Consider the following 26,069-nt stretch of genomic DNA (forward strand, 5'->3'; position numbering starts at 1 on the left):
CACTCACATCGACGCTTGGCAGGGCGTGGCGCAACCAAGGGCCCCGCTGGACGTCGCCTGCGTTTAGTGATTGTTGCGCACCCGCCCGCGTCCCCCCGCCGCCCGAGGCGCGAGAGCATCGGCAGGACGAAGAAGATCAGGATGATGAAGCCGACGAAGAAAAGCCCGCCGAAATTGCCGTCGTTGGCGCGGTCGCGCTCGGCGGCGTCTGCCGCTTTCGCCCGCGCCGCGGCCTCTTCGGGCGGCAACTGGATTTGCTGCGCGATCGCATTGACGCCGTCCTGAATGCCGCCGGGCATGTCGCCCGCCTTGAACTTGGGCGTCACGACGTCGCGGATGATCCGCCCCGACAGCGCGTCGGTCAGCACCGGTTCGAGCCCGAGGCCGACCGCGATGTTCATCCGCCGTTCGTTCGGCGCGATCAGGAAAACGACGCCGTCGTCTCTGGCTTCGTCGCCGATCCCCCACGCGCGGCCCAGCTTGTAGCCATATTCCGAAACATCATTGCCTTCGAGGTCGCTGACCGTCGCGACGACGAGCTGATGCCCGGTCGTCTTCTCGAGTTCGAGGAGCTGCGTGTTGAGCGCCGCTTCCTCGGCCGCGGGAATGATGTCGGCCTGATCGACGACCGGATTGCCCGCGAGCTTCGGAAAGGTCTGCGCGGCGGCGGGTCCCGCCAGCAACAACAACCCGGTAAGGGCCGCTGTTGCTAGTGGACGCAAAAGGGCGGTCAGGGCCACCTTATTTGCCGAAATCGACCTTCGGCGCCTGGTTGGCGTTGGGCGTGATCGCCTTGTAGGGGGTCATCGGCTGCGCGCCATGGACGATCTTGGCGCCGATGATGTCGGGGAAGGTGCGGATCGTCGTGTTATAATCCTGCACCGCGCCATTATAGTCCTGGACCGACACGTTGATCCGGTTTTCGGTGCCCTCGAGCTGGGTCATCAGGTCGGCAAAGCGCGCCTGGCTCTTGAGGTCGGGATAGGCTTCGACCGTGGCAAGCAAGCGGCCGAGCGCGCCCGAGACCTGTCCCTGCGCCTGCTGGAACGCCTGTACCTTGGCGGGATCTTCGAGGTCGTCGGTGCTGAGCTTGACCTGCGTCGCCGATGCGCGCGCCTGGATCACGCCTTCGAGCGTCGACTGCTCGATCTGCGAGGCGCCCTTGGCGGTTTCGACGAGGTTGGGGATCAGGTCGGCGCGGCGCTGGTACGCGGCTTCGACGTTCGCCCACTTGGCTTTGGCGGCTTCTTCCTTGGTGGGAACGCTGTTGATGCCGCAAGCGGACAGCGACATCGCGGCAACGGGCACAATCAACCAACGGGCGGAACGCAAAGTCATGGTCGGACACTCCCTCCGCGCGGCGGGGCGCCGCGCCAACTGGTTTAATATAGTAAGACGCTTCGCACCCCGCAATCATTGACGCGGATAATCGTGTCATGCACTCTGGGTGGGCAGGCGCAGCGACCAAAGGGGTTGGTATATGATCAAGGATTTCAAGGCATTCCTGAACCAGGGCAATGTGATGGGGCTGGCCGTCGGTGTGATCATCGGCGCGGCGTTCGGGACGATCGTCAAGTCGCTGACCGACGATGTGCTGATGCCCTTCATCGGCTTCGTCACCGGCGGCGGGGTCGATTTCACCAATCAGTATCTGGTGCTGTCGGGCGGCGACAAGGTGGCCGCGGGCATGACGCTGGCGGCGGCGAAGGCGACGGGCGCGAATGTGATGGCGCTCGGCAGCTTCGTTACTGCGGTGATCAATTTCATCCTGCTCGCCTTCGTCGTGTTCCTGCTGGTGCGGCAGGCGAGCAAATTCATCAAGCCGGCCGAAGCAGGCCCGACCGAGATTGATATCCTTACCGAAATCCGCGACGAGCTGAGAAAGAAGGCGTGACCTATCCACGATGAATTGCACGCGCGCCCTTTCCATCGGCGCGCGGGCACCCTATATCACTCGTGCCGGTTTCGGCCGGCTATGGTGATAAATGGTGTCGTGGAATAGACACAGCGGACCCGGGGGCAGTACCCGGCGGCTCCACCACAAACCCGCGTTTCTTTGATGGGCGCGCGGGTTTCTGACGGGGCCGAACCAGGATCGACGTGTGTTCAAAGACGATATTTTTGCCCGGGCTGAGTAACCCGTTCAAGGCTCAAAACCAATAGGTGCTAACGATAACGAAGCACTCGCTCTGGCTGCCTAACCGATAAGCCTCACGGCCTAAGGTTAGACAAATAGAACGCGGTTCGGACCGAACCGGGCAACAGAATCGGATACCAGCGGCTGGGGACGAGCCGGGCAACAGAATCGTCCCACCTTTCCTTAAAATCGATGATCAATGCGCATTTTCGCAGTGGCTATGGTCGCTGAGCGCCTCGATCACCCGGCAATCGGCGGCGATGCCGCCACGGCAGCGCCCGATGATGCGGGCCAGTTCGTCGCGTAGCAGGCTGAGCTGCGCGATCTTTTCCTCGACCTGCTCCAGATGCCGCGTCGCGATGCGGTCGGCCTCGTCGCACTCGCGTGTCGGATTGTCCGACAGGTCGAGCAGCGAGCGGACTTCCTCGATCGTGAAGCCCAGGTCGCGCGAATGGCGCACGAACGCCAGCCGTGCCCGGTGCGCATCGCCATAGCTGCGGTAATTCGCGGCGGTGCGACCCGGCGCGGGAAGCAGCCCGATGCGCTCATAATAGCGGATGGTTTCGATATTGGTCCCGGTCGCCCGCGACAGTTCGCCGATTTTCATCGCTTGACCCCGTAGTTGCTACAGGGTGCATATAGGGTGCCGACTCGAAGATAACAGGAGCTTTCGCAGTGGCCGATCAATGCTGTGCCGGCAAAAGCGGCAAGACCGCACTCAATGACCCCACATGGCGGCGTATCCTGTGGATCGCGCTCATCATCAACGCCGCGATGTTCGGGGTTGAGATTGTCGCGGGCGTCGCGGCGGATTCGCGCGCGCTGCAGGCCGACGCGCTCGATTTCCTTGGCGACAGCGCCAATTATGCGATCAGCCTCGGCGTCGCGGGCATGGCGCTCGCCTGGCGTGCGCGCGCCGCGTTGCTGAAGGCGGGAACGATGCTCGTCTTTGGCCTGTGGGTGTTCGGATCGGCGGTCTGGGGCTTCGTCAGCGGATCGGCGCCGCATGCCGAGACGATGGGGCTGATCGGCGCGCTCGCGCTCGCTGCCAATGTCGCGGTCGCGCTGATGCTCTATCGCTACCGCACCGGCGACGCGAACATGCGCTCGGTGTGGATCTGCTCGCGCAACGACGCGATCGGCAATATCGCGGTGATGGGCGCCGCGCTTGGCGTGTTCGGCACGGGGCGCAGCTGGCCCGACCTTGCGGTCGCGGCGATCATGGCGGCGCTTGCGATCTGGGGCAGCATCGAAGTGTTTAAGCAGGCGCGCGGCGAACTCGCCGCCACGCCCGCCTAGAAGACCTTACGCCAGGCTGTTGCCAAGACCGATCACGACGGTCGAGGCCATCAGCACCGCGATCCCGAGCCACACGAGCGCGCGCGTGCGCCGGCCCGCGGGCGCCCATTCCTTGAGCGCGAAACCCCAGAGCGTCGAGAAAAGGATGATGCTCGCCATGTGCAGCGTCCAGCTCGAAAAGCCGAAACGCCCCATCTGGCTTTCGCCCATCGTGTAGAAGAAGAACTGGAAATACCACAGCGTCCCGCCGAGCGCGGCGAGGCCATAGTTCAGCGCGAGCGGCGGGCGTTCGGTCGCGCCGGGCGCGGCCTCGCCGGCGAACTGGCGGATGCTGCGGTTGCGCGCGATCAGGATGCCGCACCAGATGAGGTTGGTCGTGAGCCCGCCGAGTAGCACGACGCAGAGCACGGGCAGTCCCTGCCATAGCGGATCGGTCCCGGTCGCCAGCGTCAGCTCGCGGATCGGCGCGCCGGCGTCGAGACCCCAAGCGAAGCAGCCCGACATGATGCCGGAGAAGACCGCGATCGCGAGCCCTTTGCGGAGGTTGAACTCGGACTTGTCGGCCTCGGCGATCGTCGCGCCCATCTCGCGTTCCTTGCGGCGTCCGGCCTGCGCGACGATGACGATCCCTACAAGCGTGATCGCGATGCCTAGGAAGACCGTCTTCCCGCTGCTCGTCGCGAAGAGCTCGCCCAAGGTGCCGCGAAAGATCGGCGGCCCCATCGTGCCGATAACGGTCGTCAGCCCGAGCGCGACCGCCATGCCGAGCGACAGGCCGAGGTAGCGCATCGTGAGCCCGAAGGTCAGCCCGCCAAGCCCCCACATCGCGCCCCAGAACCAGCACCAGAACCAGATATCGGCGGGCGTGCGGCTGAGCACGCCGATCAGGTCGTGCGTCTGGATCGACGCGAACAGCCACGGCGCGATGAGCCACGAGAAGATGCCGCCGGTGATCCAGAAAATCTCCCACGACCACGCGCGGATGCGCTTGTACGGCACATAGAAGCTCGCCGACGACAACCCGCCCAGCCAGTGAAAGAACACGCCAAGCAGCGGGTTCGCATCCATATCTTTCTCCCCTCGTTCTCGTCAGCCGGCTAATGTCTCCGGCCCGATCCTGTCCACCCCGGTCACCCCGGTAAGCGCCATCGCGACGCGCATTTCGGCCTCGATCAAATCCAGCACATGGCGCACGCCCGCTTCGCCCGCAGCGGCGAGCGCGAACGCCCACGCCCGGCCGAGCAGCACGCCCTGCGCGCCGAGCGCGAGCATGCGCACGACGTCGAGCCCCGATCGCACCCCGCCGTCGGCAAGGATGGTCAGCCGGTCGCCGACCGCATCGACGATCCTCGGCAGCGCGCGCGCCACCGACGGCACGCCATCGAGCTGGCGTCCGCCATGATTCGACACGATGATCCCGTCGACGCCGGCCTCCGCAGCGCGGCGCGCGTCATCGGCGTCCAATATGCCCTTGATCACGATCGGTCCCTTCCAGTGCGCGCGCACGAAATCGAGGTCGGCCCACGTCACGCCCGGATCGAAATTATCCTTCATCCAGCCAAGGAAATCCTCGAGCCCCGACTTCGGGCCGAGCAAAGGCGCGACATTGCCGAGCTGGTGCGGGCGGCCGTGGATCCCGACGTCCCATGCCCAGCCGGGGCGGGCCATGGCCTGACCCACACGCCGCGCCTGTCCGCGCCAGTTCGCGGCGCCCGAAAGCCCCGAACGGACATCGCGATAGCGCGCGCCGGGCAGCGGCATGTCGACCGTGAACACCAGCGCCGGGCAGCGCGCGGCGCTCGCTTCCTCGAGCAGCGACCGCATGAAACCGCGGTCACGCACCATATAGAGCTGGAACCAGAAGGGCACCGGAGAGCCGCGCGCGACCTCGGCGAGCGAGCAGGCCGATACGGTCGACAAGGTAAAAGGCACGCCCTTCGCCGCCGCCGCGCGCGCTGCCTGCACTTCGCCGCGCCGTGCGGCCATCCCGGCAAGCCCGATCGGACCGAGCGCGACGGGCATCGCGAGATGCTGGCCGAACAGGCTGACCGACAGGTCGATCGCCGACACATCGTTCAACACCCGCTGACGCAGCGAAATATCCTGCAGATCCGCAATGTTGGCGCGCAAAGTGCGCTCTGCATAGGAACCGCCGTCGAAATATTCGAAGAGGAAATGCGGCAGGCGCCGCCGCGCGGCTTCGCGATAATCGCCGATCGATGCAGGTTTCACGCGGCTTCTTCCACCCGTTCGGCTTCATGCAGCCAGCGCTCGCGATAGGGCGCGAGATCGACGTCGAGCGGCGCCACCAGTTCGAGCGGCTCGGTCGGCGGCAAGGCGGCATCGAGCAGGCGCAGCGCGCCATAAGACACATCGTTATGCGCCTTGCCGACATAGACGCGCAGGTCGGGGCGCAGCGCCGCCAGCGCGCGGACGAAGACCTGGCCCTCTGCAAAGCGCCCTTCGATCAGCAGCCGTTCGCGCGTGCCTATCAGGCCGAGCGCTGCATCGGTAACCAGCGCGGCATAGAGCGACACCGCGGCGCGGCGCGCGGCGTGATCGTCGGGCCTCGCGATCCAGCGGCCGCGGGCGTGCGGAAAGGGGCCGAAGCCCGGCGCGAAGGTCGGCAGTACCATCGCGCCGCTTGCGAGCACGTCAGGAAGCGCTGCGAGCAGGGCGGGCTGGTCGGCCGCGATATCGATCTGCCGCGTGTCGAACCCGATCAGCGTCTCGATCTCGCGCCCGCCCATGAAGCGCGCCGACGGGATCGGCGTGCCGAACGCGTCGACGTTGATCAGGCAGTCGCGCGCTTCGTCGACGCGGCTCGTATCGATCGAGGCGGCGTCCTTGGGCGATCGCATCGCGACGAACCAGGTGCCCGTCGACAGCACCGTCGATTCCTCGTCGGCAATCTCTGCAAAGCCGCGGGCCGCGAGCAGCGCCGCGTTCGAATCGTGCAGCCCGCAATGGACTTCGGTATCGGCGGGCAGGCCGGTGCGCCGGACCCATGCGGAGGTCAGAGTGCCGAGTACATCGCCGGCTCCGCGCAGCGGCGCGAGCCTTGCGGCCCAGCCGCGCCGTTCGGCAAGCGCCGAAGCTTTGCCGGCCAGCGGGTTCCAGAGGTCGGTGTGACAGCCGAGGCTGGTCACTTCGGATGCCGCAACGCCGCAGAGCAGCCAGCTCCAATATTGCGCCCACGGCAGGATTTGCGTCCCGTGCGCAAGATCGGGATCGAGCGCCTCGAGCCGGCAGATCTGCGCGCCGAGGTTGAGACCATCGGGAAGGCAAGGCGATCCGCTATCCGAAAAGGCGTCGCGCTCGGCGTCATAGCGCGCGCGCAGGTTCGCGGGCATCGCGTCTTCATAATCGACGGGCGGGCAGGCGAGGCGGTCGCCGCGGACGATCGCCGCCGCGGCGCCATGCCCCACGGGGATGATCGCGCCGACATCGGCCAGTTTGGCAAAGTCGCGCAGCACCTCGGCGATCCAGGCTTCGATCCCCGCGGCGTCGAGCGCGAGATAGGCGCCCGTCTCGACGCGCGCATTGGCGCGCACGCGGCGTTCGATCATCGCGCCATCGGCGGACCAAAGGCTCAGCTTTGCCAAGGTTTTACCGCTATCGAGGATTATGGTTGCGCGACCTTTCATCCTTCTCCCTTTGCTTCGTTGCGACCGAATTTGATCGAACTTTATCGAAACTGATTGCAGAGCGCCAGCGATTTCGATACATGTCCCCGCATAGTCGAAACAACGAGTTTCCTTCATGCCCGATCTTATGGACGTCACACCCCGATCCAACGCCGCCGCGCTGCTGTTCGCTATCCCGGCGAATCGCTGGTCGGACGAAGAGGTGGCGGGCAAGTCGCCTGAAGATCTGCTCCTCTATCGCTCGAACCGTCTTGGCTCGGACCTCACCGTGACCAATTTCGGCGGCGGCAACACCTCGGCCAAGCTCGATGCGCGCGATCCGCTCACCGGTGAAAGCGTGCAGATTTTGTGGGTCAAGGGGTCGGGCGGCGATATCGGTTCGATGAAGCTCGACGGGTTTTCGACGCTCTATCAGGACAAGCTGCTCGGCCTCGAAAAACTCTATCGCGGGCTTGAGCATGAAGACGAGATGGTCGGTTATCTGCCGCACTGCACCTTCGCGCTCAACCCGCGCGCGGCGTCGATCGACACGCCGCTCCACTCCTATCTGCCCTTCGCGCATGTCGACCATGTCCATCCCGACGCGATCATTGCGCTCGCGGCGTCGAGCGAAGGCGAAACCGCGACCAAGGCGATCTGGGGCGGGGCAGTCGGCTGGTTGCCCTGGCAGCGTCCGGGTTTCGACCTTGGGCTGAAGCTGCGCGATTTTGTCGCCGCGCATCCGGGGCTGCGCGGGGTAATGCTGGCGGGGCATGGCATCATCTGCTGGGGCGACACCGCCAGCGCCTGTTATGACAACACAATCGCGCTGATCACCGATGCCGCGAACTATCTGAATGCGAAGCTGGCCGAGGGGCCGGCGTTCGGTGGCGAGGTTATCGCGCCGCTGCCAGCCGCCGGCCGTGCATCCGCCGCCGCCAAGCTGGTGCCGCTGCTCCGCGGCCTGATGGGCGGGCGCCGCGTCGGGCATTTTGCCGACGATGCCGAAACGCTCGAATTCACCTGCAGCCGCGATTTTGCGAAGCTCGCCGCGGTCGGCACCTCGTGCCCCGACCATTTCCTGCGCACCAAGATCGCGCCGCTCGTGCTTGACCCGGCGCGGATCGACGACGCTGCCTATCTCGCCGAGCGGATCGAGACGTATCGCGCCGATTATGCCGCCTATTACCAGCGGTGCGCGCGGCCCAATTCGCCCGCGATGCGCGATCCCAATCCCGTGGTCGTGCTCGTCCCCGGCATCGGCCGCATGACCTTTGCCGGCGACAAGACGACCGCGCGGCTCGCGGGCGAATTCTACGCGAACGCGATCAACGTGATGCGCGGCGCCGAGGCGATCGGCGCCTATGTCGGGCTCGACGAACAGGAAGCGTTCGACATCGAATATTGGCTGCTCGAGGAAGCGAAGCTCCAGCGCATGCCGAAACCGAAGCCGCTTGCGGGACGCATCGCGCTCGTCACTGGCGGGGCGGGCGGGATCGGCGCCGCGACCGCCGAGCGCCTCGCTGCCGACGATGCGTGCGTGCTGCTCGTCGACCGCGACGCCGATGCGCTGACCACAGCGGCGCACGAACTCGAAGGCCGCTTCGGCCGCGACCGCATTCGCTCGGCGGTGTGCGACGTGACCGACGAGGCGCAGGTTGCCGCGGCCTTCGCGGCGTGCGCGCGCGAATTCGGCGGGCTCGACATTCTCGTCGCCAACGCCGGTATCGCCTCGTCGGCGCCGATCGAGGATACGACGCTCGAGCTCTGGCAGCGTAATTACGACGTGCTCGCGCAGGGCTATTTCCTTACCGCGCGCGCGGCCTTCCCGCTGATGAAGGCGCAAGGGAGCGGGTCGATCGTCTTCATCGGATCGAAGAACGGCATCGCGGCCGCGACCAACGCGTCGGCCTATGCCTCGGCGAAGGCGGCGGCGCTGCACCTCGCGCGCTGCCTCGCGCTCGAAGGCGCGCCGTTCGGCATTCGCGTCAACACGGTCAACCCCGACGCGGTGATCAAGGGGTCGCGCATCTGGGACGGCGACTGGCGCCGCGAGCGCGCGGGCGCGCACGGGATCGATTCGGGCAGCGAGCTCGAGGAACATTATCGCAACCGCTCGATGCTCAAGCGCGACGTGCTGCCCGAGGACGTCGCCGAAGCGGTCTATTTCCTCAGCAGCGATATGTCGGCAAAGTCGACCGGCAACATGATCAACGTCGACGCGGGCAACGCGCAGGCGTTTACGCGATAAGATACGGAATCAGGAGAGTTTTATGGCTGGCGATCTGCCGCTCGCACAGGATGACATCGAGCGGCTGAACGCCGGTCTGACCGCCGCGCTCGACGACGATTACGGCAGCCTCGGCCGCCAGCTCGGCCGGCGCGGCATCGACATCGAAGGCGTCAAGGCGAAGGTGGCGGACTTCTCGGTCGCGGTGCCGAGCTGGGGCGCGGGGCGCGGCGGCACGCGCTTCGCCAAATTTCCGATCGCGGGCGAGCCGACCAATATTCACGAAAAGATCGAGGATTGCGCGGTCATCCAGCAGCTCGGCCGCGCGACGCCGCGCGTCAGCCCGCATTTCCCGTGGGACAAGGTCAGCGACTATCGCGCGCTGCGTGAGGAAGCCGCCGCGCTCGGCCTCGGTTTCGACGCGGTGAACAGCAACACCTTCCAGGACCAACCGGGGCAGGCGGTGAGCTATGCCACCGGCTCGCTCTCCTCGACGCGCGCCGAGGTGCGTGAGCAGGCGGTCGCGCATAACATCGAATGTATCGAGATCGGCAAGCAGCTCGGCGTCACCGACCTGACGGTGTGGGTCGGCGACGGCACCAATTTTCCGGGGCAGCAGGATCTCGGCCGTTCGCTCGATCGCTATCTCGATGCGGCGTCGCAGGTATATGCCGCGCTTCCCGCCGACTGGCGGATGCTGATCGAGCACAAGATGTTCGAGCCAGCTTTCTACTCGACCGTGATTTCGGACTGGGGCAGCTCGATCCTCGTCGCGCAGGAACTTGGCGACAAGGCGAAGTGCCTCGTCGACCTTGGCCATCATGCGCCGAACGTGAACATCGAACAGATCGTCGCGCGGCTGCACCGCTTCGGAAAACTCGGCGGATTCCACTTCAACGACAGCAAATATGGCGACGACGATCTCGACAGCGGCTCGATCAATCCGCACCAGCTCTTTCTCGTCTTCAACGAATTGATCGAGGCCGAGCTGAACCCGCGCGGCGATTTCCGCCCCGCTTACATGATCGACCAGTCGCATAATGTGACCGACCCGATCGAGAGCATGCTGTCGTCGGCCGAGGCGATCGTCGCGGCCTATGCCAAGGCGCTGCTCGTCGACCGCGAGGCTTTGCTCGCGGCGCAGGAAGCCAATGACACGATGATGGCGTTCCAGGCGCTGCGTGCCGCGTACCGCACCGATGTCACCCCGATCCTCGCGGCGGCGCGCGCCGAAGCGGGCGGGGCGATCGACACGATCGCGGCCTATCGCGCGAGCGGCTGGCGTGATCGTAAGGCGCAGGAACGGCGCGCCGCGGGAGCGGCCGCGGGGATCGTCTAATCATTCGATTGCAACTCGGCGCAGCTCCCGTCAAATAGGCGCAATCAGACAGGGACCCATATGCACGCAGCCGAACGCGAAAAAATGATCCTCGACAGCCTGGGCGAGAGCGGTTTCGTCTCGTTCCGCGACCTCGAAAGCCGCGTCGCCGCGTCGCCCGCCACCATTCGCCGCGATCTCGACCGGCTCGAAGAAGCCGGCGTCATCACGCGCGTGCGCGGCGGGGCGAAGCGCGTCGGCGGGGGAGATGGTGCGTCGACCGCGTCCGAAGACGGCCTGTCGGGTATCCCCTTCCACGAAAATATCGGCCGCAATCGCGCCGCGAAGGAAGCGATCGGGCGCGCCGCGGCGGGGCTCTGCATCCCCGGCGAGGGCGTGATGATCGACGGCGGCTCGACGACGCTGCAAATGTGTCCGCACCTCGACGGCCTCGCGCTGCAGGTTCTGACCAACTCGCTCCATATCGTCAGTGCGCTGCTGCCGCAGCCGACGACGCGCATATTGGTGCCGTCGGGGCAGGTGTTTCGCGAACAGAATATCGTCCTTTCGGCGGCGGGAGACGACGGCATGCCGCGCTTTCACGCGCCCAAGTTGTTCATGGGCGCGGCGTCGATGGGCCCCGCCGGGCTGATGCAGGCCGACGTGATCCTTGTCGCCGCCGAACGCCGCCTGATCGAGCGCGCCGACGAGATCATCGTGCTCGTCGACAGTTCCAAATTCTCGGGTCCCTCGGGCAATGTCGTTTGCTCGCTCGACGAGATCGACGTCGTCGTCACCGACGCCGGAATCGAACCGCACCATGTCGCGATGATGGAAGCCGCCGGTATCCGCGTCGTCATCGCCTGAATTTCCCAAAGTCATTGAACCAAAACCGCGGCCCGCCGTGCCGTTCGGGTTCGAATGATTGAATTTGATCGTTGACGTGATTGATAAAGACAAATAATGAGCATTGATGCAGAAACGCTCATCGAAGCGTGGCATCGGAGGAACAAGATGGCCGGACAGGCGCCTCCGTCAAAAGGGACAGCTCGCGAGGGCGAGCGCAGGGAGGATGCGATGAAGGCGATGACGACTGCAGGGCTGGATATGGTTGCGCGGCGGAACGCGCGGCGGCGCGGCATTTCGGCGCTGGCGTGCGCGGGCGCGCTGCTCGGAGCGAGCGGTGCCTATGCGCAGGAAGCCGATTCCGAAGCCCCGACCGACGCGGACATTGTCGTCACCGGCACCTTGCTGCGCGGCGTCGCGCCGGTCGGCACCAATGTCGTCGCGGTCAGCGAGGCCGATGTCGTCGCTTCGGGCGCCGCCTCGGCGAACGACCTGCTCGCCTCGATCCCGCAGGTCGGTAATTTCGGGACGATCCCGGCGGGGCTCGGCAATTTCGGCAACCCGATCGTGCGCCCCAATATCCGTAACCTCGGCGCGAGCGGCGGCTCGACGACGCTCGTGCTCGTCGACGGCCACCGCATGGTCGGCGCCGGCATCCTGCAGACGAGCTTTGATCCCTCGGTCATCCCGCCCGACGTGATCAAGCGCGTCGATGTTATCCCCGACGGCGGCTCGTCGATCTATGGTTCGGACGCGATCGGCGGCGTGATCAACTTCATCACGCGCGACCGCTATGACGGCATCGGCGTCAACGCGCGTTATGGCTTTGCCAAAAATTACCAGACGATCGATGCCAGCGTCATCGCGGGCAAGGACTGGGGTTCGGGCTCGGCCTATATTTCCTATTCCTACGCCTGGCACGACGATTTGATCGGGCTCGACCGCGATTATGCGACCGCGAACCAGACCGACCGCGGCGGCGGCGATTTCCGCAGCACCGCCTGCGCGCTCGCCAACATCACCGTCGGCACGACGACCTATGCGCTTCCGGGTCGGGCGCCGGGGGTCAATCGCTGCGATCAGACCGATTATGCGGCGATCTATCCGCGCGAGGAACGCCATAGCGTCTTCGCCGGACTGACGCAGGACCTGAGCGATTCGGTCGCGTTCAAGCTGTCGGCCTATTGGTCGAAGCGCGACACGCTGCACCGCAGCGCGCAGAGCAGCATGAGCGGGACGATCACCGCCGCGAACCCCTTCTTCCGCCCGATCGGAACCGAGCTCGCGCACAGCGTCGCCTTCGCATTCGACGACGTCTTCGGGCCGAGCAACGACAGCCCGTCCAGCTTCACCTCCTATGGAATAACGCCCAGCTTCGATTTCGAGCTCGGCGGCGGCTGGCAGCTGCGCACAATGGCCAACTTCGGACGCAGCGAGAATGAATCGACCGAGCGGTCGTTCAACTCGACCGCGGCGACGATCGCGCTTGCGGGCAGAACCACCGCAACCGCGCTCAACCCCTATAATCTCTCGGCGACGTCGCCCGCGGTGCTCGCGGCGATCGACGATTTCGTCAACTATGGCGAAGCGACGCAGGAGCTCGCCGAAGGGCGCGTCGTGCTCGACGGCCCGCTGTTCGCGATGCCTGGCGGCGACGTGCGCCTCGCGGTCGGCGGCGAATATCATTATGAGAATATCCGCTCGTTCACCGGCAGCGGCCCCGAGGCTGCCGTCACCGGATCGAACGCCTACACCGCGCGCAACGTCAAGTCGCTGTTCGGCGAATTGCTGATCCCGATCTTCGGCGCCGACAACCGCACCCCGGGGTTCTACAGCCTCGAGCTGTCGGGATCGATCCGCTACGACGATTACAGCGACGTCGGCGGCACGACCAATCCCAAGATCGGCGTGACCTGGCGGCCGTTCGAGGCGCTGACGATCCGCGGCAATTACGGCACGTCGTTCCACGCGCCGAGCCTTGCCGACCTCGGCAATTCGGTCGATGCGCGCGTTCAGGTGCTGCCGTTCAGTCCGTTCCGCGCGCCGAACAGCTCGCCGTTCGACGCGCTGCGCCCGACGATCGCGATCGCCGGCGGCAACGCCAATCTGAAGCCCGAAACCGCCGACACCTGGTCGCTCGGTTTCGACCTCAAGCCCGCGGCGATCGAGGGCTTCGTCGCCAGCGCGACCTATTTCAACGTGAAGTTCAAGGATGCGATCGCGGTCCCGCCGTTCACGTCGCCCTTGCTGTTCACGACCCCGGCATATGCGGACTTCTTCATCCTCAATCCAACGCTCGCACAGGCGCAGGCAGCGGCAGGAAACCTCCGCGTCGATGGCGTGCCGAACCTCGCGACCTTGTTCGCGATCAGCTCGCCCTATGTGCTGTTCCTCGCGCAGCGCGCGAACCTCGGCGCGGTGAATGTCGACGGGATCGACTTCAACCTCGCCTATAATCGCCCGACGGGCTTCGGCTCGATCCACGCGAATTTCACCGGCAGCTACCTCCTCAATCGCGAGACGCAGGTGGTGCAAGGCGGTCCGGTCAACGACGATCTCAAGAATGGCACCGGGCGTTTCCTCTTCACCGCGGGGCTTGGCGCGACGGTGGGCGATTTCACCGCGCGCGCGACGCTCAACCATCGCAGCGGCTATCCGATCATCGGGCTGCCGCCGCAGGAGCGGGTGTCGGCGTTCGACACCGTCGACCTTTTCTTCAGCTATGATCTGGGCGACATGCTCGCGAACACGCTGCTGACGCTGAACGTCGACAATGTCTTTGACGAGGACCCGCCGTTCCTGAACAGTGCATCGGGCTATACCAATGGCAGCACGCTCGGCCGGCTGGTATCCTTCGGTATTCGCACCAAATTCTGACGGGGAGGTTGGGTTGCCGCTGATCGGAAGCTTGCGAGGCCTGTTCTGGGGTGCGCTCGCGGCCGCCGGCATGGCGACCTCGCCTGCATCGGCGGCCGATCAGGCCCCGGCGGAGCTGCGGACCGAATATGCCGCGGCGCCGCTGGGTCTCGACACGGCGGCGCCGCGGCTGGCGTGGCGCTCGCCGGTCGCGCGGCAAACGGCGTATCGTATCCGCGTCGCGACTTCCGAAGCCGACCTCGATCGCGCGCCGCTGTGGGATAGCGGCAAGGTCGTATCCGCGGACAATGTCCAGATTGCCTATGCCGGACCCGCGCTCGCGTCGCGCCAGCGTTACTGGTGGCAGGTGCAGGTTTGGGACGAGGGCGGCAAGGTGACCGGCTGGAGCACGCCCGCCTGGTGGGAAACGGGACTGCTCACGGCATCCGACTGGCAGGCCAAGTGGATTTCGGGACCCACAAGGCGCGATCATGACTGGGGCGACCTGACTCTCGACGCCGAGCTGACGCTGACGGGCAAGAGCGTCGATATATTGTTCCGCGCGCTTCCCAACGGCAAAACCTATGGCGACGCCTATGTCTGGACGCTCGCCGACGACAAGAACGGGCCCGAGCTGATCGAGACGATCCGCCGCTATCCCGGCGGCACGAGTTCGGCGATCAAGATGGAGCGGCTGGGGCAGGCCAAGCTTGCCGCGCCCCTGAAAGGGCGCCGCATCGCGCTGTCGATCCGCGCCGAGGGTGGCCGCATCGTCACGCGCATCGACGGGGCGGTCGTCGCGACGGTCGACAACGACGCGCACAAGCACGGCACGATCGGCTTTGCAGGTAAGGAAGCCAGTGCCGCTACAATTCATTCGGTCCGCGTATCGGGCACGCAAAGCCCCGCGGTCGCGTTCGATTTTGCGGGCGGCGACAATCCGTTCACCGGCGGCAGCGTGGCGAAGGACGGGCTCGTCGTCGCCAGCGGCGTTCCGGGCGTCGACCTGATGCTCCCGATCGAAGCACCCGCGCCGCTCGTCCGGCGCGCCTTCCGTCTCTCCAAGCCGGTGGCCAGCGCACGCCTCTATTATGCGGGCGCGGGTATGCCGCGCCTGTCGGTCAACGGCAGTGTCGTCGGCTCGTCGCTCGGCGCGGGGTTCACCGCCTATGACAAGCGCGTGCTGGGTTATGCCCTCGACGTCACCAGCCTGCTGCGTCGCGGTGAGAATGTGATCGGCGCCGAACTCGGGCGCGGCTGGTACGGGCTGACCGATCCCAACGAATGGTATTTCCACGCGGCGCCCTGGCACGCCGAACCCGCGCTCAAGGCGCAGCTCGAAGTCGCTTACGCCGACGGGACGCGCGAAACGGTCGTGACCGACGGCAGCTGGCGCACCGTTTCTGGCCCGACGCTCAATGACTCGGTGCATCGCGGCGAACGTCATGACGCGCGGCTGGTGCTGGCGGGCTGGGATCGTGCGAGTTTCCGCGACCGCAAATGGCAGGCGGCGCCGGTAGTTGCAGGGCCGGCGGGACAGCTTGTCGCCGCCACCTCCGAAGCGATCGAGCCGGTCGAAAATATCGCGCCCGTCGCAGTCAAGGAAGTCGCCCCAGGCGTCTATGTCTATGATTTCGGGCGCATCGTCGCGGGCTGGCCGGCGCTGAAGGTCAGCGGTCCGCGCGGTCTCACCGTGTCGATGGTCGCGAGCGAGCGCGTCGCCGACGACGGTAAGGTCGTCCCCGCCGCGGGCCTGATCGACGCGCAGCTCCAGACTGATCGCTATAAGCTCGCGGGCAAGGGCGTGGAGCAGTGGGAACCACGCTTCGGCTATCGCGGCTTTCGTTATGTGCAGGTCGATGGTTTTCCGGGCACGCCGCCCGAAGGCGCGCTCACCGCCCGCATTGTCCATTCGGCGGTCGCGCGCACGGGCAGCTTTGCCAGCGCCGACCCGCTGCTGAACCAGATCGACTACGCGGCGATCGCGTCGATCCTTAACAATCTCCACGGCTTCCAGACCGACACGCCGACCTATGAGAAAAATGGCTGGTCCGGCGATGCGCAGGCGTCGGCGGGCGCCGCGGCGCGCAGCCTCGACATCGCGCGCGTCTGGACCAAATGGCTCGCCGATTTCCGCGATGCGCAATCGGACAAGGGCGAAGTGCCCGAGATCGCGCCGACAACGCCCTTCTATGGCTATGAGAACACCCCCGGCTGGAACGTGATCTGGGGGCCGACGACGCCGTGGGACGCGGCGGCGATGATCCTGCCGTGGGAGCTTTACACGACCTATGGCGATACGCGTGTGCTCGCGGACAATCAGGACATGCAGCGCCGGCTGGTCGATTACACCGCGACCTTCATCAAGGCGCCCGATTATCAGCGCTCGGCCGGGCTTTCCGAATGGGCGTCGGCGGGCGGCATGGATTACAGCAACGCGCGTGGCGGCGGCATCGATGCGGTGACCACGGCCTATTTCTTCCATCAGGCGGACCTGCTCGCGAAGTCGTCGGCGATCGTCGGCAAGGCCGAGGATGCAGCGCGTTACGCGAAGCTCGCCGAGGATATCCGGACCGCCTACAACACGCGCTATTGGGATGCGACGAGCGGCTGGTATCGCACCGTCGATGCCAAGGGCGTCGCGGGTCAGCCGACACAGGTGCAGAATATCCTGCCGCTCGCGTTCGGTATGGTGCCGCCGGGCCGCGAGCAGGGCGTCGCCGACACCATCGCGCGCGATGTCGACAAACAGGGGCTGCGTACCGGCGTCTATGGCGCGCGCTATCTGCTCGAAATCCTCAGCGACTATGGCCATGCGAACCTTGCGTACCGGGTCGCGACGCGCACCGACGAGCCGAGCTGGGGCTGGTGGATCAAGAACGGCCATAAGACGATGTTCGAGACGTGGAGCCTGAACAGCCGCTCGCGCGACCATCATTATTTCGCCTCGATCGCCGACTGGATGCGGCAACGGCTGGCCGGGCTGCGGCCGGGGGCGCCGGGGTATAAGATTGTGCTCGTCAAACCCGCGATCCCCGACGGGCTCGCGAGCGCCGAGGCGGCAATGGACACCATCCACGGCCGCGCTTTCTCGGGCTGGAAGGTCGATGCGGGCAGGCTGACGCTGACGGCCGAAGTGCCGGCGAACACGACGGGCGAGATTTGGGTGCCAATGCGTTTCGGCGCCATGACCCCGCCCTCGGACGCCAGCCCGGTCCGCGAAGACAAGGGCTATTCCATCTATCGCACCGGCCCCGGCCGTTTCATCTTCACCACCGGAGGCGCACAATGATCCGCGGCATATTCGTTTCGGCTATCATGTTGGCGACCCCCGCCGCCGCGCAGCAGGTGGCGATCGACAGCGGCACCGTTGCCGGCGCGACCACCGAAGGCGTCGCGGCGTTCAAGGGCATTCCCTATGCCGCCCCGCCGGTCGGTGCCCTGCGCTGGAGCGCGCCTGCGCCCGCCGCACCGTGGAGCGCACCGCGCGACGCAACCGCTTACGGCCCCGACTGCATGCAGAACCCGCTGCCCGGCATCCAACCCGGATCGCGGCCGATGAGCGAAGATTGCCTGACGCTCAACGTCTGGACGCCGAAACCCGTCAAGGGCGCGAAGCTGCCGGTGATGGTCTGGATCCACGGCGGCGGCTTTGTTGGCGGGTCGGGCACGCTGCCCGAAACCGACGGCAGTCTGCTCGCAAAGCGCGATGTCGTGGTCGTCAGCTTCAACTATCGCCTCGGCCGCTTCGGCTTCTTCGCGCATCCGGCGCTGGGCGAGGGCGGCAACTGGGGCCTGATGGATCAGGTCGCGGCGCTCAAATGGGTCCAGCGCAACATCGCGGCGTTCGGTGGCGATCCGGCAAAGGTCACGATCTTCGGCGAGAGCGCCGGCGGGGAGTCGGTGTCGCGCCTGATGGCATCGCCCGCTGCCAAAGGTCTATTCGCGCGCGCGATCGTCGCCTCGGGCGGTGGCCGCGACGACTGGCCGACGCTGGCTGACGCGCAGGCGAAGGGGCAGGCGTTCGGCGTGCGCGCAGGCGCTGCCGACGCTGCAGCGTTGCGCGCGCTTCCCGCCGACAAGGTTCTCGGCAGCCTCGCGTTGATGAGCAAGGAAGAGGATCGCTATTCGGGGCCGATGACCGACGGGACGATCGTTCCCGCGGGCGCCGAGACGATCTTTGCCGCGGGCAAGCAGGCGCGCATTCCCTATATCATCGGCAGCAACGACGATGAGCTCGGCTTCATCCCCGCGCCGTTCCGCGCGATGGTCAATGGCCCGGTCGAAAAGGCGTTGGGCTCTGCCGCTGCTACCGTGAAAGCAGCCTATGCGAGCGAAGATGAGGCGAACCGGCGGCTGGGTGGCGACGCGATTTTTGCCGAACCGGCGCTCGCCTTTGGTCTGTTGCAGGCGCGCGCGGGCGCGCCGACCTTCCTCTATCGTTTCGGCTATGTTGCTGAGGGCCAGCGCAAGCCCGATGTCGGCGCGGTGCATGCGTCGGACGTTGCGTTCCAGTTCGGCAATCTGCCCGGCGATGCCACCGCCGCCGACCGCGCGGCGGCGAAACAGCTTGGCGACTATTGGACCAATTTCGCGAAGACCGGCGATCCGAATGGCAGCGGACTGCCCGCCTGGTCGCGGCTCGACCCCGCGGCGCCGCGGCTGCTGTCGATGGGGATCGAGACAACCGCGATGGCGCCCGCAACCACACCTGCACTCACCGCCCTCGCCGCGGCACGGGACGGAAAATAATGAAAGTCATGACCATGCGCCTCTCCGCCGTCATAGCGGGCGCGCTCGCCATCGTCGCGATCCCCGCCTGCGCGTGGGAGGTGATCCGCCTGTCGTCGGACCCCGTGCCCGCGACGTCGAAGGAGGTGCGCGAAACGGGGCCGTTCGGGACGATCGTGCGCAACGTGTCCGATGCGACGCTGACCCCTTATGTGGCGGACAAGCCCAACGGCACCGCGGTCATCGTCGCGCCCGGCGGCGGCTTTCACATGCTGTCGATCGACAATGAGGGCGAGGCGGTCGCCAAATGGCTGAACAGCCAGGGCGTCACCGCCTTCGTGCTCAAATATCGCCTGCTCGAAACCGGCGCCGATTTTCCGCTCCAGATGATGCGTTACCTCGCCAATCTCCCCTCCTTGCGCACCGCGGTCGAACCGCTGCGCCCGCTCGCGACCGCCGACGGCGAGAATGCGGTCAAATGGGTGCGCAAGAATGCGGGCCGCTACGGCATCAAATCCAACCGCGTCGGGCTGATGGGCTTTTCGGCGGGCGGTGCGGTGACCGTGTGGACGCTGGCGGCGAACAAGCCCGCGAGCCGCCCCGACTTCGCGATCGCCATCTACCCCGGCTTGCTGCCCGACACGATCGCGGTGCCGAAGAAGGCCCCGCCGCTGTTCGTCGCGGCGGCGAAGGACGACAAGCTGGCGTATGACGACAGCGTCCGCCTTGCCGCGGCGTGGAAGAGCGCGGGCGTGAGCAGCACGATCGTCACTTACGAGAGCGGGGGCCATGGTTTCGGCATGAAGAAGAGCGGCAAACCGAGCGACGCATGGACCGACGCGATGGCCGACTGGATGCGCACCCAGGGACTCGTCGGCAAATGAGGGCCCCATCGCTCCTCCTGCTCGCCGGCGGATCGCTGCTCGCGGGCTGCACCGCGAACGAACCCGCCCCGGCGCCGACACCCGCCGTACAAAAGATCGGTAGCTGTGAAGCGCTGACGGGCCTCGCGCTGAAGGACGGCAAGGTCGACGCCGCGACGTCGCTCGCGGGCGGCGCGATGGTCAATCTCGAAGCGGGCAAGCCGGGCCTGCCTGCGCCCGCGGCGTTCTGTCGCGTACAGGCGACGCTGTCGCCGGTGCCCGGATCGTCGATCAAGGTCGAGGTGTGGCTGCCCGAACGTATGGGCTGGAACGGCAAGCTGCTCGGCGCGGGCAATGGCGGCTTCGGTGCGAACATGCTGCTGCCGTCGCTCTTGATGCGCGGCGCGGTGCAAAAGGGCTATGCCGCGGTCGGCACCGACATGGGGCATGTCAGCGAAGCCGATGTCGACGCGAGCTGGGCGCTGAACGCGCCCGAAAAGGTCCGCGACTATGGCTGGCGCGCCAACCATGTCGGCGCGGAAACCGCGAAACAGGTGATCGCGGCCTTTTATGAAAATCCGCTCGCGGCGAGCTATTTCCACGGCTGTTCGGACGGCGGGCGGCAGGCACTGACCCTCGCACAGCGTTACCCCGCCGATTATGACGCGATCATCGCGGGCGCCCCCGCAATGCCGTGGACGCGCATGGCGAGTGCCTTTGCGAACAATGCCGTAGCGGCGAACAAGCCCGGCGGCGACCTGTCGATGGCGAAATTGAAATTGCTCCAGTCGGCATCGCTCGGCCATTGCGACGGGCTCGACGGCGTGCAGGACGGCGTGATCGACGATCCGCGCGCCTGCCATTTCGATCCCGCGAAGCTCGCGTGCAAGGGCGGCGAGGGCGCCGATTGCCTGACGCCGGGTGAGGTCGCGACCGCGAAACTGTTCTACGAAGGTCCGAAGAGCGCCGACGGCAAAAGCTTCTACCCCGGCTTCGCGCCCGGCGCCGAGGCCGAGGCGGGAACCTGGTCGCAATGGCTGACCGGCAAGACGTCGCAGCATGTGAAGTTCGGCACCGCCTTCTTCCGCTATTTCGTGCACGCCAATCCCGACTGGCAGCTTTCGGATTTCAACCTCGAACGCGACTATGCGCTCGCGAAGGCGCGCGTTGGCGGCGATCTCGATGCGGACCGCACCGACCTCGGCGCCTTTTACAAGCGCGGCGGCAAACTGATCCTCTATCACGGCTGGAACGATGCCGGGATTCCGGCGCAGAACAGCATCGATTATTATGAGCGTCTGGTCGCGGCGAACCCAAAGGCTGCATCCACCTCGGTTCGCCTGTTCATGGTCCCCGGCATGTCGCATTGCCTCGCCGGACCCGGACCCAACAACTTCGACCCGCTGGCGGCGCTCGACGGCTGGCGGCAGGGCGGACCCGCGCCCGAACGCATCATCGCGACCAAATATGACAACGACCTGTTCGCCTATATCGGCCTCCCCGCAAAGGCCGGGCGGACGCGGCCGCTCTGTGCATTCCCCAAGGTCGCGAAATGGGACAGTAAGGGTTCGACCGACGATGCGGCGAGCTTTACCTGCGAGGCACCCGGAAAATGACGAGCCATGTTCACGGAGCAACCGAACCGCCGCTGATCGAACATAGCATCGGCGAAGCGCTCGCGCTCGCCGCCGAGCGCTGGGGCGACCGCGATGCGCTCGTCTCGGTCGGGCAGGGGATAAGCTGGAATTTCGCCGAACTGATTGAACGATCCGACGCCTTCGCCGCCGGGCTGCTCGCGCTCGGCCTCAATCCCGGCGACCGGATCGGCATCTGGGCGCCGAATTGTGTCGAGTGGACGCTGACCCAGTTCGCCGCCGCGCGCGCCGGGCTGATCCTCGTCACGATCAACCCCGCCTATCGCCTGTCCGAGGTCGAATATACGATCAACAAGGTCGGGCTGTCGGCACTGGTCGCCGCGACGCGCTTCAAGACGAGCGACTATCCCGCGATGATCGAGGAGCTCGCGCCCGAAGTGGCCGCGAGCACGCCGGGCGAGCTTCGCGCGGCGCGCCTGCCGACGCTGCGTTCGCTGATCCTGATCGGTGCGGATGCGCGTCCCGGCTGGCTGCGCTTCGACGACGTGATGGGGCAGGGAAGTGATGCCGACCGCCAGCGCCTCGCCGCGATCGGGTCGACGCTCGACGCCAACGACGCGATCAACATCCAGTTCACCAGCGGCACCACCGGCCTCCCCAAGGGCGCGACGCTCAGTCACCGAAACATCCTCAACAACGGCTATTTCGTCGGCCGCACCCAAGGGCTGGGGGAGGGCGACCGCATCTGCATCCCGGTGCCGCTCTATCATTGCTTCGGCATGGTGATGGGCAACCTTGCGAGCATCACTCACGGTGCGGCGATGGTCTATCCGTCCGAAGGCTTCGACCCCGAGGCGGTGCTCCGCGCGGTCGAGGCCGAGCGCTGCACGTCTCTCTACGGTGTCCCGACGATGTTCATCGCGGTGCTCGCGCATCCCGATTTCGACAAATTCGATGTGTCTTCGCTGCGCACCGGCTGCATGGCGGGCGCGATCTGTCCTGAGCCGCTGATGCGGCAGGTGGTCGAGCGGCTGAACATGCGCGACGTGACGATCGCTTACGGGATGACCGAGACGAGCCCGGTGAGCTTCCAGACCGCGCCCGACGATCCGTTCGAGCGCCGCGTCGGCTCGATCGGCCGCGTCCAGCCGCACCTTGAATGCAAGATCGTCGATGCCGACGGCAATATCGTGCCGTCGGGCGAACCCGGTGAGCTCTGCACGCGCGGCTATTCGGTGATGATCGGCTATTGGGACGAGCCGCAGCGCACGATGGAATCGATCGACACCGACGGTTGGATGCACTCGGGCGACCTCGCGACGATCGACGCCGAGGGTTATGGCAATATCGTCGGGCGTTTGAAGGACATGGTGATCCGCGGCGGCGAGAATATCTACCCGCGCGAGGTCGAGGATTATCTCTATCGCCACCCCGCGGTCGAGGATGTCGCGGTGGTCGGCATTCCCGACGAGCGCATGGGCGAGGAACTGTGCGCATGGGTACGGCTGAAGCCCGGCGCGGAGGTCAGTCCGGACGATATACGCGAGTTCTGCCGCGGCCAGATCGCCCACTATAAAGTCCCGCGCTACGTGCGTATCGTCGGCGAATTCCCCACCACCGTGACGGGAAAAGTCCAGAAATATCTGATCAGAGAGGCGATGGTCGCCGATCTCGGAAAGGAAGAAGCACAATGAAAACTGCCATGTTTGTTGCGGCGCTGATGGCCGCCGCCCCCGCCTTTGCCCAGGGCACCGCCGTTCCGGCCGCTCCCGCCGCTCCAGCACCGGCGCCGGCTGCGCCCGCAAGCGATGCGAAATTCAACCTCGACACCCCGCTGCAGGACATCGTCGCCGACGAAAAGGGCAAGGCGGTGATCGAAAAGCATTTTCCCGGCATGATCGCATTGCCCGAATATGAGATGTTCAAGGCGATCAGCCTGACGCAGCTCCAGCCCTATTCGAACGGCAAGATCACCGACGAGATGCTCGCCGCGACCGCCAAGGATCTGGCGGAGATCAAGTGATGAAAAGCCGGACAGCCTATCTGGCGGCAACATTGCTGTCTTCCATGGTGGCGCTGTCCGGCGCACAGGCGCAGGATATGATCTACAAGGACAAGTCGGCGCCGATCGAGGCGCGCGTCGACGACCTGATGGGGCGGTTGACGATCGACGAAAAGATCCTGCTGCTCGCGGGCGAAAGCTCGATGACGCTGAACCCGATCGAACGGCTCGGGATCCCGTCGATCCGCATGACCGACGGGCCGACCGGGGTGCGCTCGCCCGAGGGCAAGCCCGCGACGGTGTTCCCCGTCGGCGTCGCGATGGCGGCGACGTGGAACCCCGACCTCACCGCCAAGGTCGGCGCGGCGATCGGCAAGGAAACGCTCGCGCACGGCGCCGACGTGCTGCTCGCGCCGACGGTCAATATCGTGCGCACCCCGCGCTGGGGGCGCAATTTCGAAACCTATTCCGAAGACCCCTATCTCGCGGGCCAGATCGGGCTTGGTTATGTGAAGGGCGCGCAGGGCGCGGGCATCGGGGTGTCGCTCAAGCATTTCGCCGCGAACAATCAGGAAACCAACCGCTTCATCGTCGACTCGGTGGTCGATCCGCGCACGCTGCGCGAAATCTATCTGCCGGCGTTCGAAACGGTGATCAAACAGGGCGATCCCTGGTCGGTGATGGCGGCGTATAACAAGATCAACGGCACCCACGCGGCCGAGAACCGTTGGCTGCTGACCGATCTGCTCAAGAGTGAATGGGGCTATCAGGGCTTTGTCGTGTCGGACTGGGGCGCGGTCCATTCGACCGCGACGACCGTCAACGCCGGCATGGACCTCGAGATGCCGGGGCCGCCGAACCATTTCGGGCCCAAGCTCAAGAAGGCGGTCGAGGAAGGCAAGGTCACGACAGCACAGCTCGACGACAATGCGCGCCGGATGGTGCGGCTGATCGTCCGCAGCGGCGCGATCGAACGCGGCGTCGCGCGTCCGGTTGCCGCCCAGATGCCGCGCAACGCCGCGCTGGCGCAAAGTGCAGCCGAAGAAGCGATCGTCCTGCTCAAGAACAGCGGCGTGCTGCCGCTTCCTGCGTCGATCAAGTCACTCGCGGTGATCGGCCCCAACGCCGATGTCGTGCGCATCCAGGGCGGCGGCAGCTCGGCGGTCGTGCCGTTCGAGACAAGCACGCCGCTCGCCGCGCTCAAGGCGGCGCTGCCGGGGGTCCGGATCGACTACGCGCGCGGCGTCGACAATGAAGAGACGCCGCCGGGCGCCAATTCCAAATTGTTCAGTCCCGGAACCGACCGCAGCGTCACCGGCCTCGCGGCGACCTATTATGCCAATGCCGACATGAGCGGCGAGCCGGTGAAGCGCGAAACCGCGACGAGCTTTCTCAAGCGGATCAGCGGCAACATCGCCGGGCCGCAGGTCACGGGCTACGCCGCGTTTCGCTGGGAAGGGCTGTTCTGGCCCGACAAGAGCGGCACCTATGAATTCAGCACCCGCGGAACCGGCAATGCGACGATCACGCTCGACGGCAAAACCGTGCTGTCGAAAGCCAGTGCGTCGAAGCCCGACATTCGCGATGTGCTCGGCTTCCCGATCCCCCGCCGCACCGTGTCGGTCGAACTCGAGGCTGGCCGCAGCTACCCGATCCGGCTCGATTATGTGAACGGCCAGACGCCGTACGAATATCTGAGTTTCGGCATTCGCGAACCGCTGCCCTCGTTCGACGAGGCGGTCGCCGTCGCGCGCGGCGCCGACGCCGCGGTCGTGTTCGTCGGCTCATCCTCGACGACCGAGGGTGAAGGTTATGACCGCACCTCGCTCGACCTGCCGGGCGAGCAGAACAAGCTCGTCGAGGCGATCCTCGCCGCCAATCCGAAGACCGCGGTCGTCGTCAACGCGGGCGCCGCGATGACGATGCCCTGGTCCGACAAGGCGCCCGCGATCGTCGACATGTGGCTGCCGGGCGAGGGCGGCGCTGCGGCGCTCGCGAACGTGCTGACCGGCAAGGTCAACCCGTCGGGCAAGCTGCCCGTGACGTTTCCGGCACGGACGGAAGACGATACGATCAACCTCAAGGGCGCCAAGACGCCCTATTCGGAAGGGCTGCTCGTCGGGTATCGCGGCTATGTCGCGAAGGGCGTAACGCCGCTCTTCGCCTTCGGTCACGGGCTCAGCTACACGAGCTTCGCCTACTCGGCGCTGTCGGCGCCCGCGCGCGTCAAGGGCGGCGAGGCGGTTTCGGCGAAACTCACGCTGCGCAACACCGGCAAGCGCGCGGGCAAGGAAGTGGTGCAGATCTATGTCGCGCCGCTCGCTCCCGCGGCGGGTGATCCGCCGATCGTGCTGCGCGGTTTTGCCAAGATCGACCTCGCGCCCGGCGCGCGCCGGACGGTCAACGTGACGCTCGACCCCCGCGCCTTTTCGCAATTCGACGCCGAACGCGGCGAGTGGCGCGTCGTCCCCGGCCGTTACCGGATCATGGCCGGATCGTCTTCGGCCGATATCCGCCAGCAGCGCGAGATCGAGGTGACGGCCGACTGATACGGCACCGCAATCGG

Annotated in this window: 19 protein-coding genes and 1 other RNA gene; 14 read left to right on the forward strand and 6 right to left on the reverse strand. The window is 66.1% G+C overall.

Features of this window, described 5'->3' with window-relative positions; translation table 11 throughout:
• A partial coding sequence (locus FG91_RS18385; protein WP_235212093.1) for a TPM domain-containing protein occupies positions 1 to 683 on the reverse strand: 683 nt, incomplete at its 3' end.
• A 58-nt stretch (positions 684 to 741) separates the two neighbouring features.
• Positions 742 to 1,338, reverse strand: coding sequence for a LemA family protein (locus FG91_RS18390; RefSeq protein WP_037517941.1), 597 nt, complete (start codon positions 1,336 to 1,338; stop codon positions 742 to 744).
• Positions 1,339 to 1,480: 142 nt separating this feature from the next.
• Here FG91_RS18390 and mscL point away from each other — a divergent pair, with 142 nt between their 5' ends.
• Positions 1,481 to 1,894, forward strand: a complete 414-nt coding sequence (gene mscL / locus FG91_RS18395) for a large conductance mechanosensitive channel protein MscL (protein WP_037517943.1) — start codon at positions 1,481 to 1,483, stop codon at positions 1,892 to 1,894.
• 25 nt (positions 1,895 to 1,919) lie between these two features.
• Positions 1,920 to 2,276, forward strand: a transfer-messenger RNA (tmRNA) gene (gene ssrA / locus FG91_RS21550).
• Positions 2,277 to 2,333: 57 nt separating this feature from the next.
• Here ssrA and FG91_RS18400 read toward each other — a convergent pair.
• Entirely contained in the window at positions 2,334 to 2,744 is a 411-nt protein-coding gene (locus tag FG91_RS18400) for a MerR family transcriptional regulator (protein ID WP_037517945.1), read from the reverse strand.
• A gap of 68 nt (positions 2,745 to 2,812) precedes the next feature.
• Here FG91_RS18400 and FG91_RS18405 point away from each other — a divergent pair, with 68 nt between their 5' ends.
• Positions 2,813 to 3,436, forward strand: a complete 624-nt coding sequence (locus FG91_RS18405) for a cation transporter (RefSeq protein WP_037517948.1) — start codon at positions 2,813 to 2,815, stop codon at positions 3,434 to 3,436.
• A gap of 6 nt (positions 3,437 to 3,442) precedes the next feature.
• Here FG91_RS18405 and rhaT read toward each other — a convergent pair whose 3' ends face one another.
• Genes rhaT through FG91_RS18420 form a run of 3 tightly spaced genes read right to left on the reverse strand, consistent with a single transcriptional unit; the run spans position 3,443 to position 7,083 of the window.
• On the reverse strand, positions 3,443 to 4,504 hold the full coding sequence (gene rhaT, locus FG91_RS18410; protein ID WP_037517949.1) for an L-rhamnose/proton symporter RhaT: 1,062 nt from the start codon (positions 4,502 to 4,504) through the stop codon (positions 3,443 to 3,445).
• Positions 4,505 to 4,525: 21 nt separating this feature from the next.
• Positions 4,526 to 5,668 carry an FMN-dependent L-lactate dehydrogenase LldD gene (lldD, locus tag FG91_RS18415; protein WP_037517951.1) on the reverse strand — a complete coding sequence of 381 codons (1,143 nt, stop codon included), beginning with the start codon at positions 5,666 to 5,668 and terminating at the stop codon, positions 4,526 to 4,528.
• On the reverse strand, positions 5,665 to 7,083 hold the full coding sequence (locus tag FG91_RS18420; RefSeq protein ID WP_037517952.1) for an FGGY-family carbohydrate kinase: 1,419 nt from the start codon (positions 7,081 to 7,083) through the stop codon (positions 5,665 to 5,667). The genes lldD and FG91_RS18420 overlap by 4 nt, the downstream gene beginning before the upstream one ends.
• A gap of 115 nt (positions 7,084 to 7,198) precedes the next feature.
• Here FG91_RS18420 and FG91_RS18425 point away from each other — a divergent pair, with 115 nt between their 5' ends.
• The 11 genes from FG91_RS18425 to FG91_RS18475 all read left to right on the forward strand — a co-directional run bounded on the left by FG91_RS18425 (position 7,199) and on the right by FG91_RS18475 (position 26,052).
• Positions 7,199 to 9,313: a bifunctional rhamnulose-1-phosphate aldolase/short-chain dehydrogenase gene (locus FG91_RS18425; RefSeq protein WP_235212094.1), complete on the forward strand. Its 2,115-nt coding sequence runs from the start codon at positions 7,199 to 7,201 to the stop codon at positions 9,311 to 9,313.
• A 22-nt stretch (positions 9,314 to 9,335) separates the two neighbouring features.
• On the forward strand, positions 9,336 to 10,631 hold the full coding sequence (rhaI, locus tag FG91_RS18430; RefSeq protein WP_037517959.1) for an L-rhamnose catabolism isomerase: 1,296 nt from the start codon (positions 9,336 to 9,338) through the stop codon (positions 10,629 to 10,631).
• A gap of 60 nt (positions 10,632 to 10,691) precedes the next feature.
• Complete coding sequence (locus FG91_RS18435) at positions 10,692 to 11,477, forward strand: DeoR/GlpR family DNA-binding transcription regulator (protein WP_037517962.1); 786 nt, start codon at positions 10,692 to 10,694, stop codon at positions 11,475 to 11,477.
• Between the two features lie 210 nt (positions 11,478 to 11,687).
• Positions 11,688 to 14,333, forward strand: a complete 2,646-nt coding sequence (locus tag FG91_RS18440; protein ID WP_037517964.1) for a TonB-dependent receptor plug domain-containing protein — start codon at positions 11,688 to 11,690, stop codon at positions 14,331 to 14,333.
• A 13-nt stretch (positions 14,334 to 14,346) separates the two neighbouring features.
• Positions 14,347 to 17,604 carry an alpha-L-rhamnosidase gene (locus tag FG91_RS18445; protein WP_052187877.1) on the forward strand — a complete coding sequence of 1,086 codons (3,258 nt, stop codon included), beginning with the start codon at positions 14,347 to 14,349 and terminating at the stop codon, positions 17,602 to 17,604.
• On the forward strand, positions 17,601 to 19,064 hold the full coding sequence (locus tag FG91_RS18450) for a carboxylesterase/lipase family protein (protein ID WP_052187880.1): 1,464 nt from the start codon (positions 17,601 to 17,603) through the stop codon (positions 19,062 to 19,064). The genes FG91_RS18445 and FG91_RS18450 overlap by 4 nt, the downstream gene beginning before the upstream one ends.
• Positions 19,064 to 19,927 (forward strand): alpha/beta hydrolase, encoded by an 864-nt coding sequence (locus tag FG91_RS18455; protein ID WP_052187881.1) that lies wholly within the window; start codon positions 19,064 to 19,066, stop codon positions 19,925 to 19,927. The genes FG91_RS18450 and FG91_RS18455 overlap by 1 nt, the downstream gene beginning before the upstream one ends.
• The gene (locus FG91_RS18460; protein ID WP_052187882.1) at positions 19,924 to 21,522 is read left to right on the forward strand and encodes a tannase/feruloyl esterase family alpha/beta hydrolase; all 1,599 of its coding nucleotides are present in this window, start codon (positions 19,924 to 19,926) and stop codon (positions 21,520 to 21,522) included. Before FG91_RS18455 ends, FG91_RS18460 begins: the two co-directional genes overlap by 4 nt.
• Positions 21,519 to 23,195, forward strand: a complete 1,677-nt coding sequence (locus FG91_RS18465; RefSeq protein WP_037517968.1) for an AMP-binding protein — start codon at positions 21,519 to 21,521, stop codon at positions 23,193 to 23,195. Before FG91_RS18460 ends, FG91_RS18465 begins: the two co-directional genes overlap by 4 nt.
• Positions 23,192 to 23,524, forward strand: coding sequence for a hypothetical protein (locus FG91_RS18470; protein WP_037517972.1), 333 nt, complete (start codon positions 23,192 to 23,194; stop codon positions 23,522 to 23,524). Before FG91_RS18465 ends, FG91_RS18470 begins: the two co-directional genes overlap by 4 nt.
• Complete coding sequence (locus FG91_RS18475) at positions 23,524 to 26,052, forward strand: beta-glucosidase (protein ID WP_081940673.1); 2,529 nt, start codon at positions 23,524 to 23,526, stop codon at positions 26,050 to 26,052. The genes FG91_RS18470 and FG91_RS18475 overlap by 1 nt, the downstream gene beginning before the upstream one ends.
• The last annotated feature ends 17 nt before the right edge of the window (positions 26,053 to 26,069 follow it).

This window comes from Sphingopyxis sp. LC81, from assembly GCF_000756375.1.
Lineage (GTDB): Bacteria > Pseudomonadota > Alphaproteobacteria > Sphingomonadales > Sphingomonadaceae > Sphingopyxis.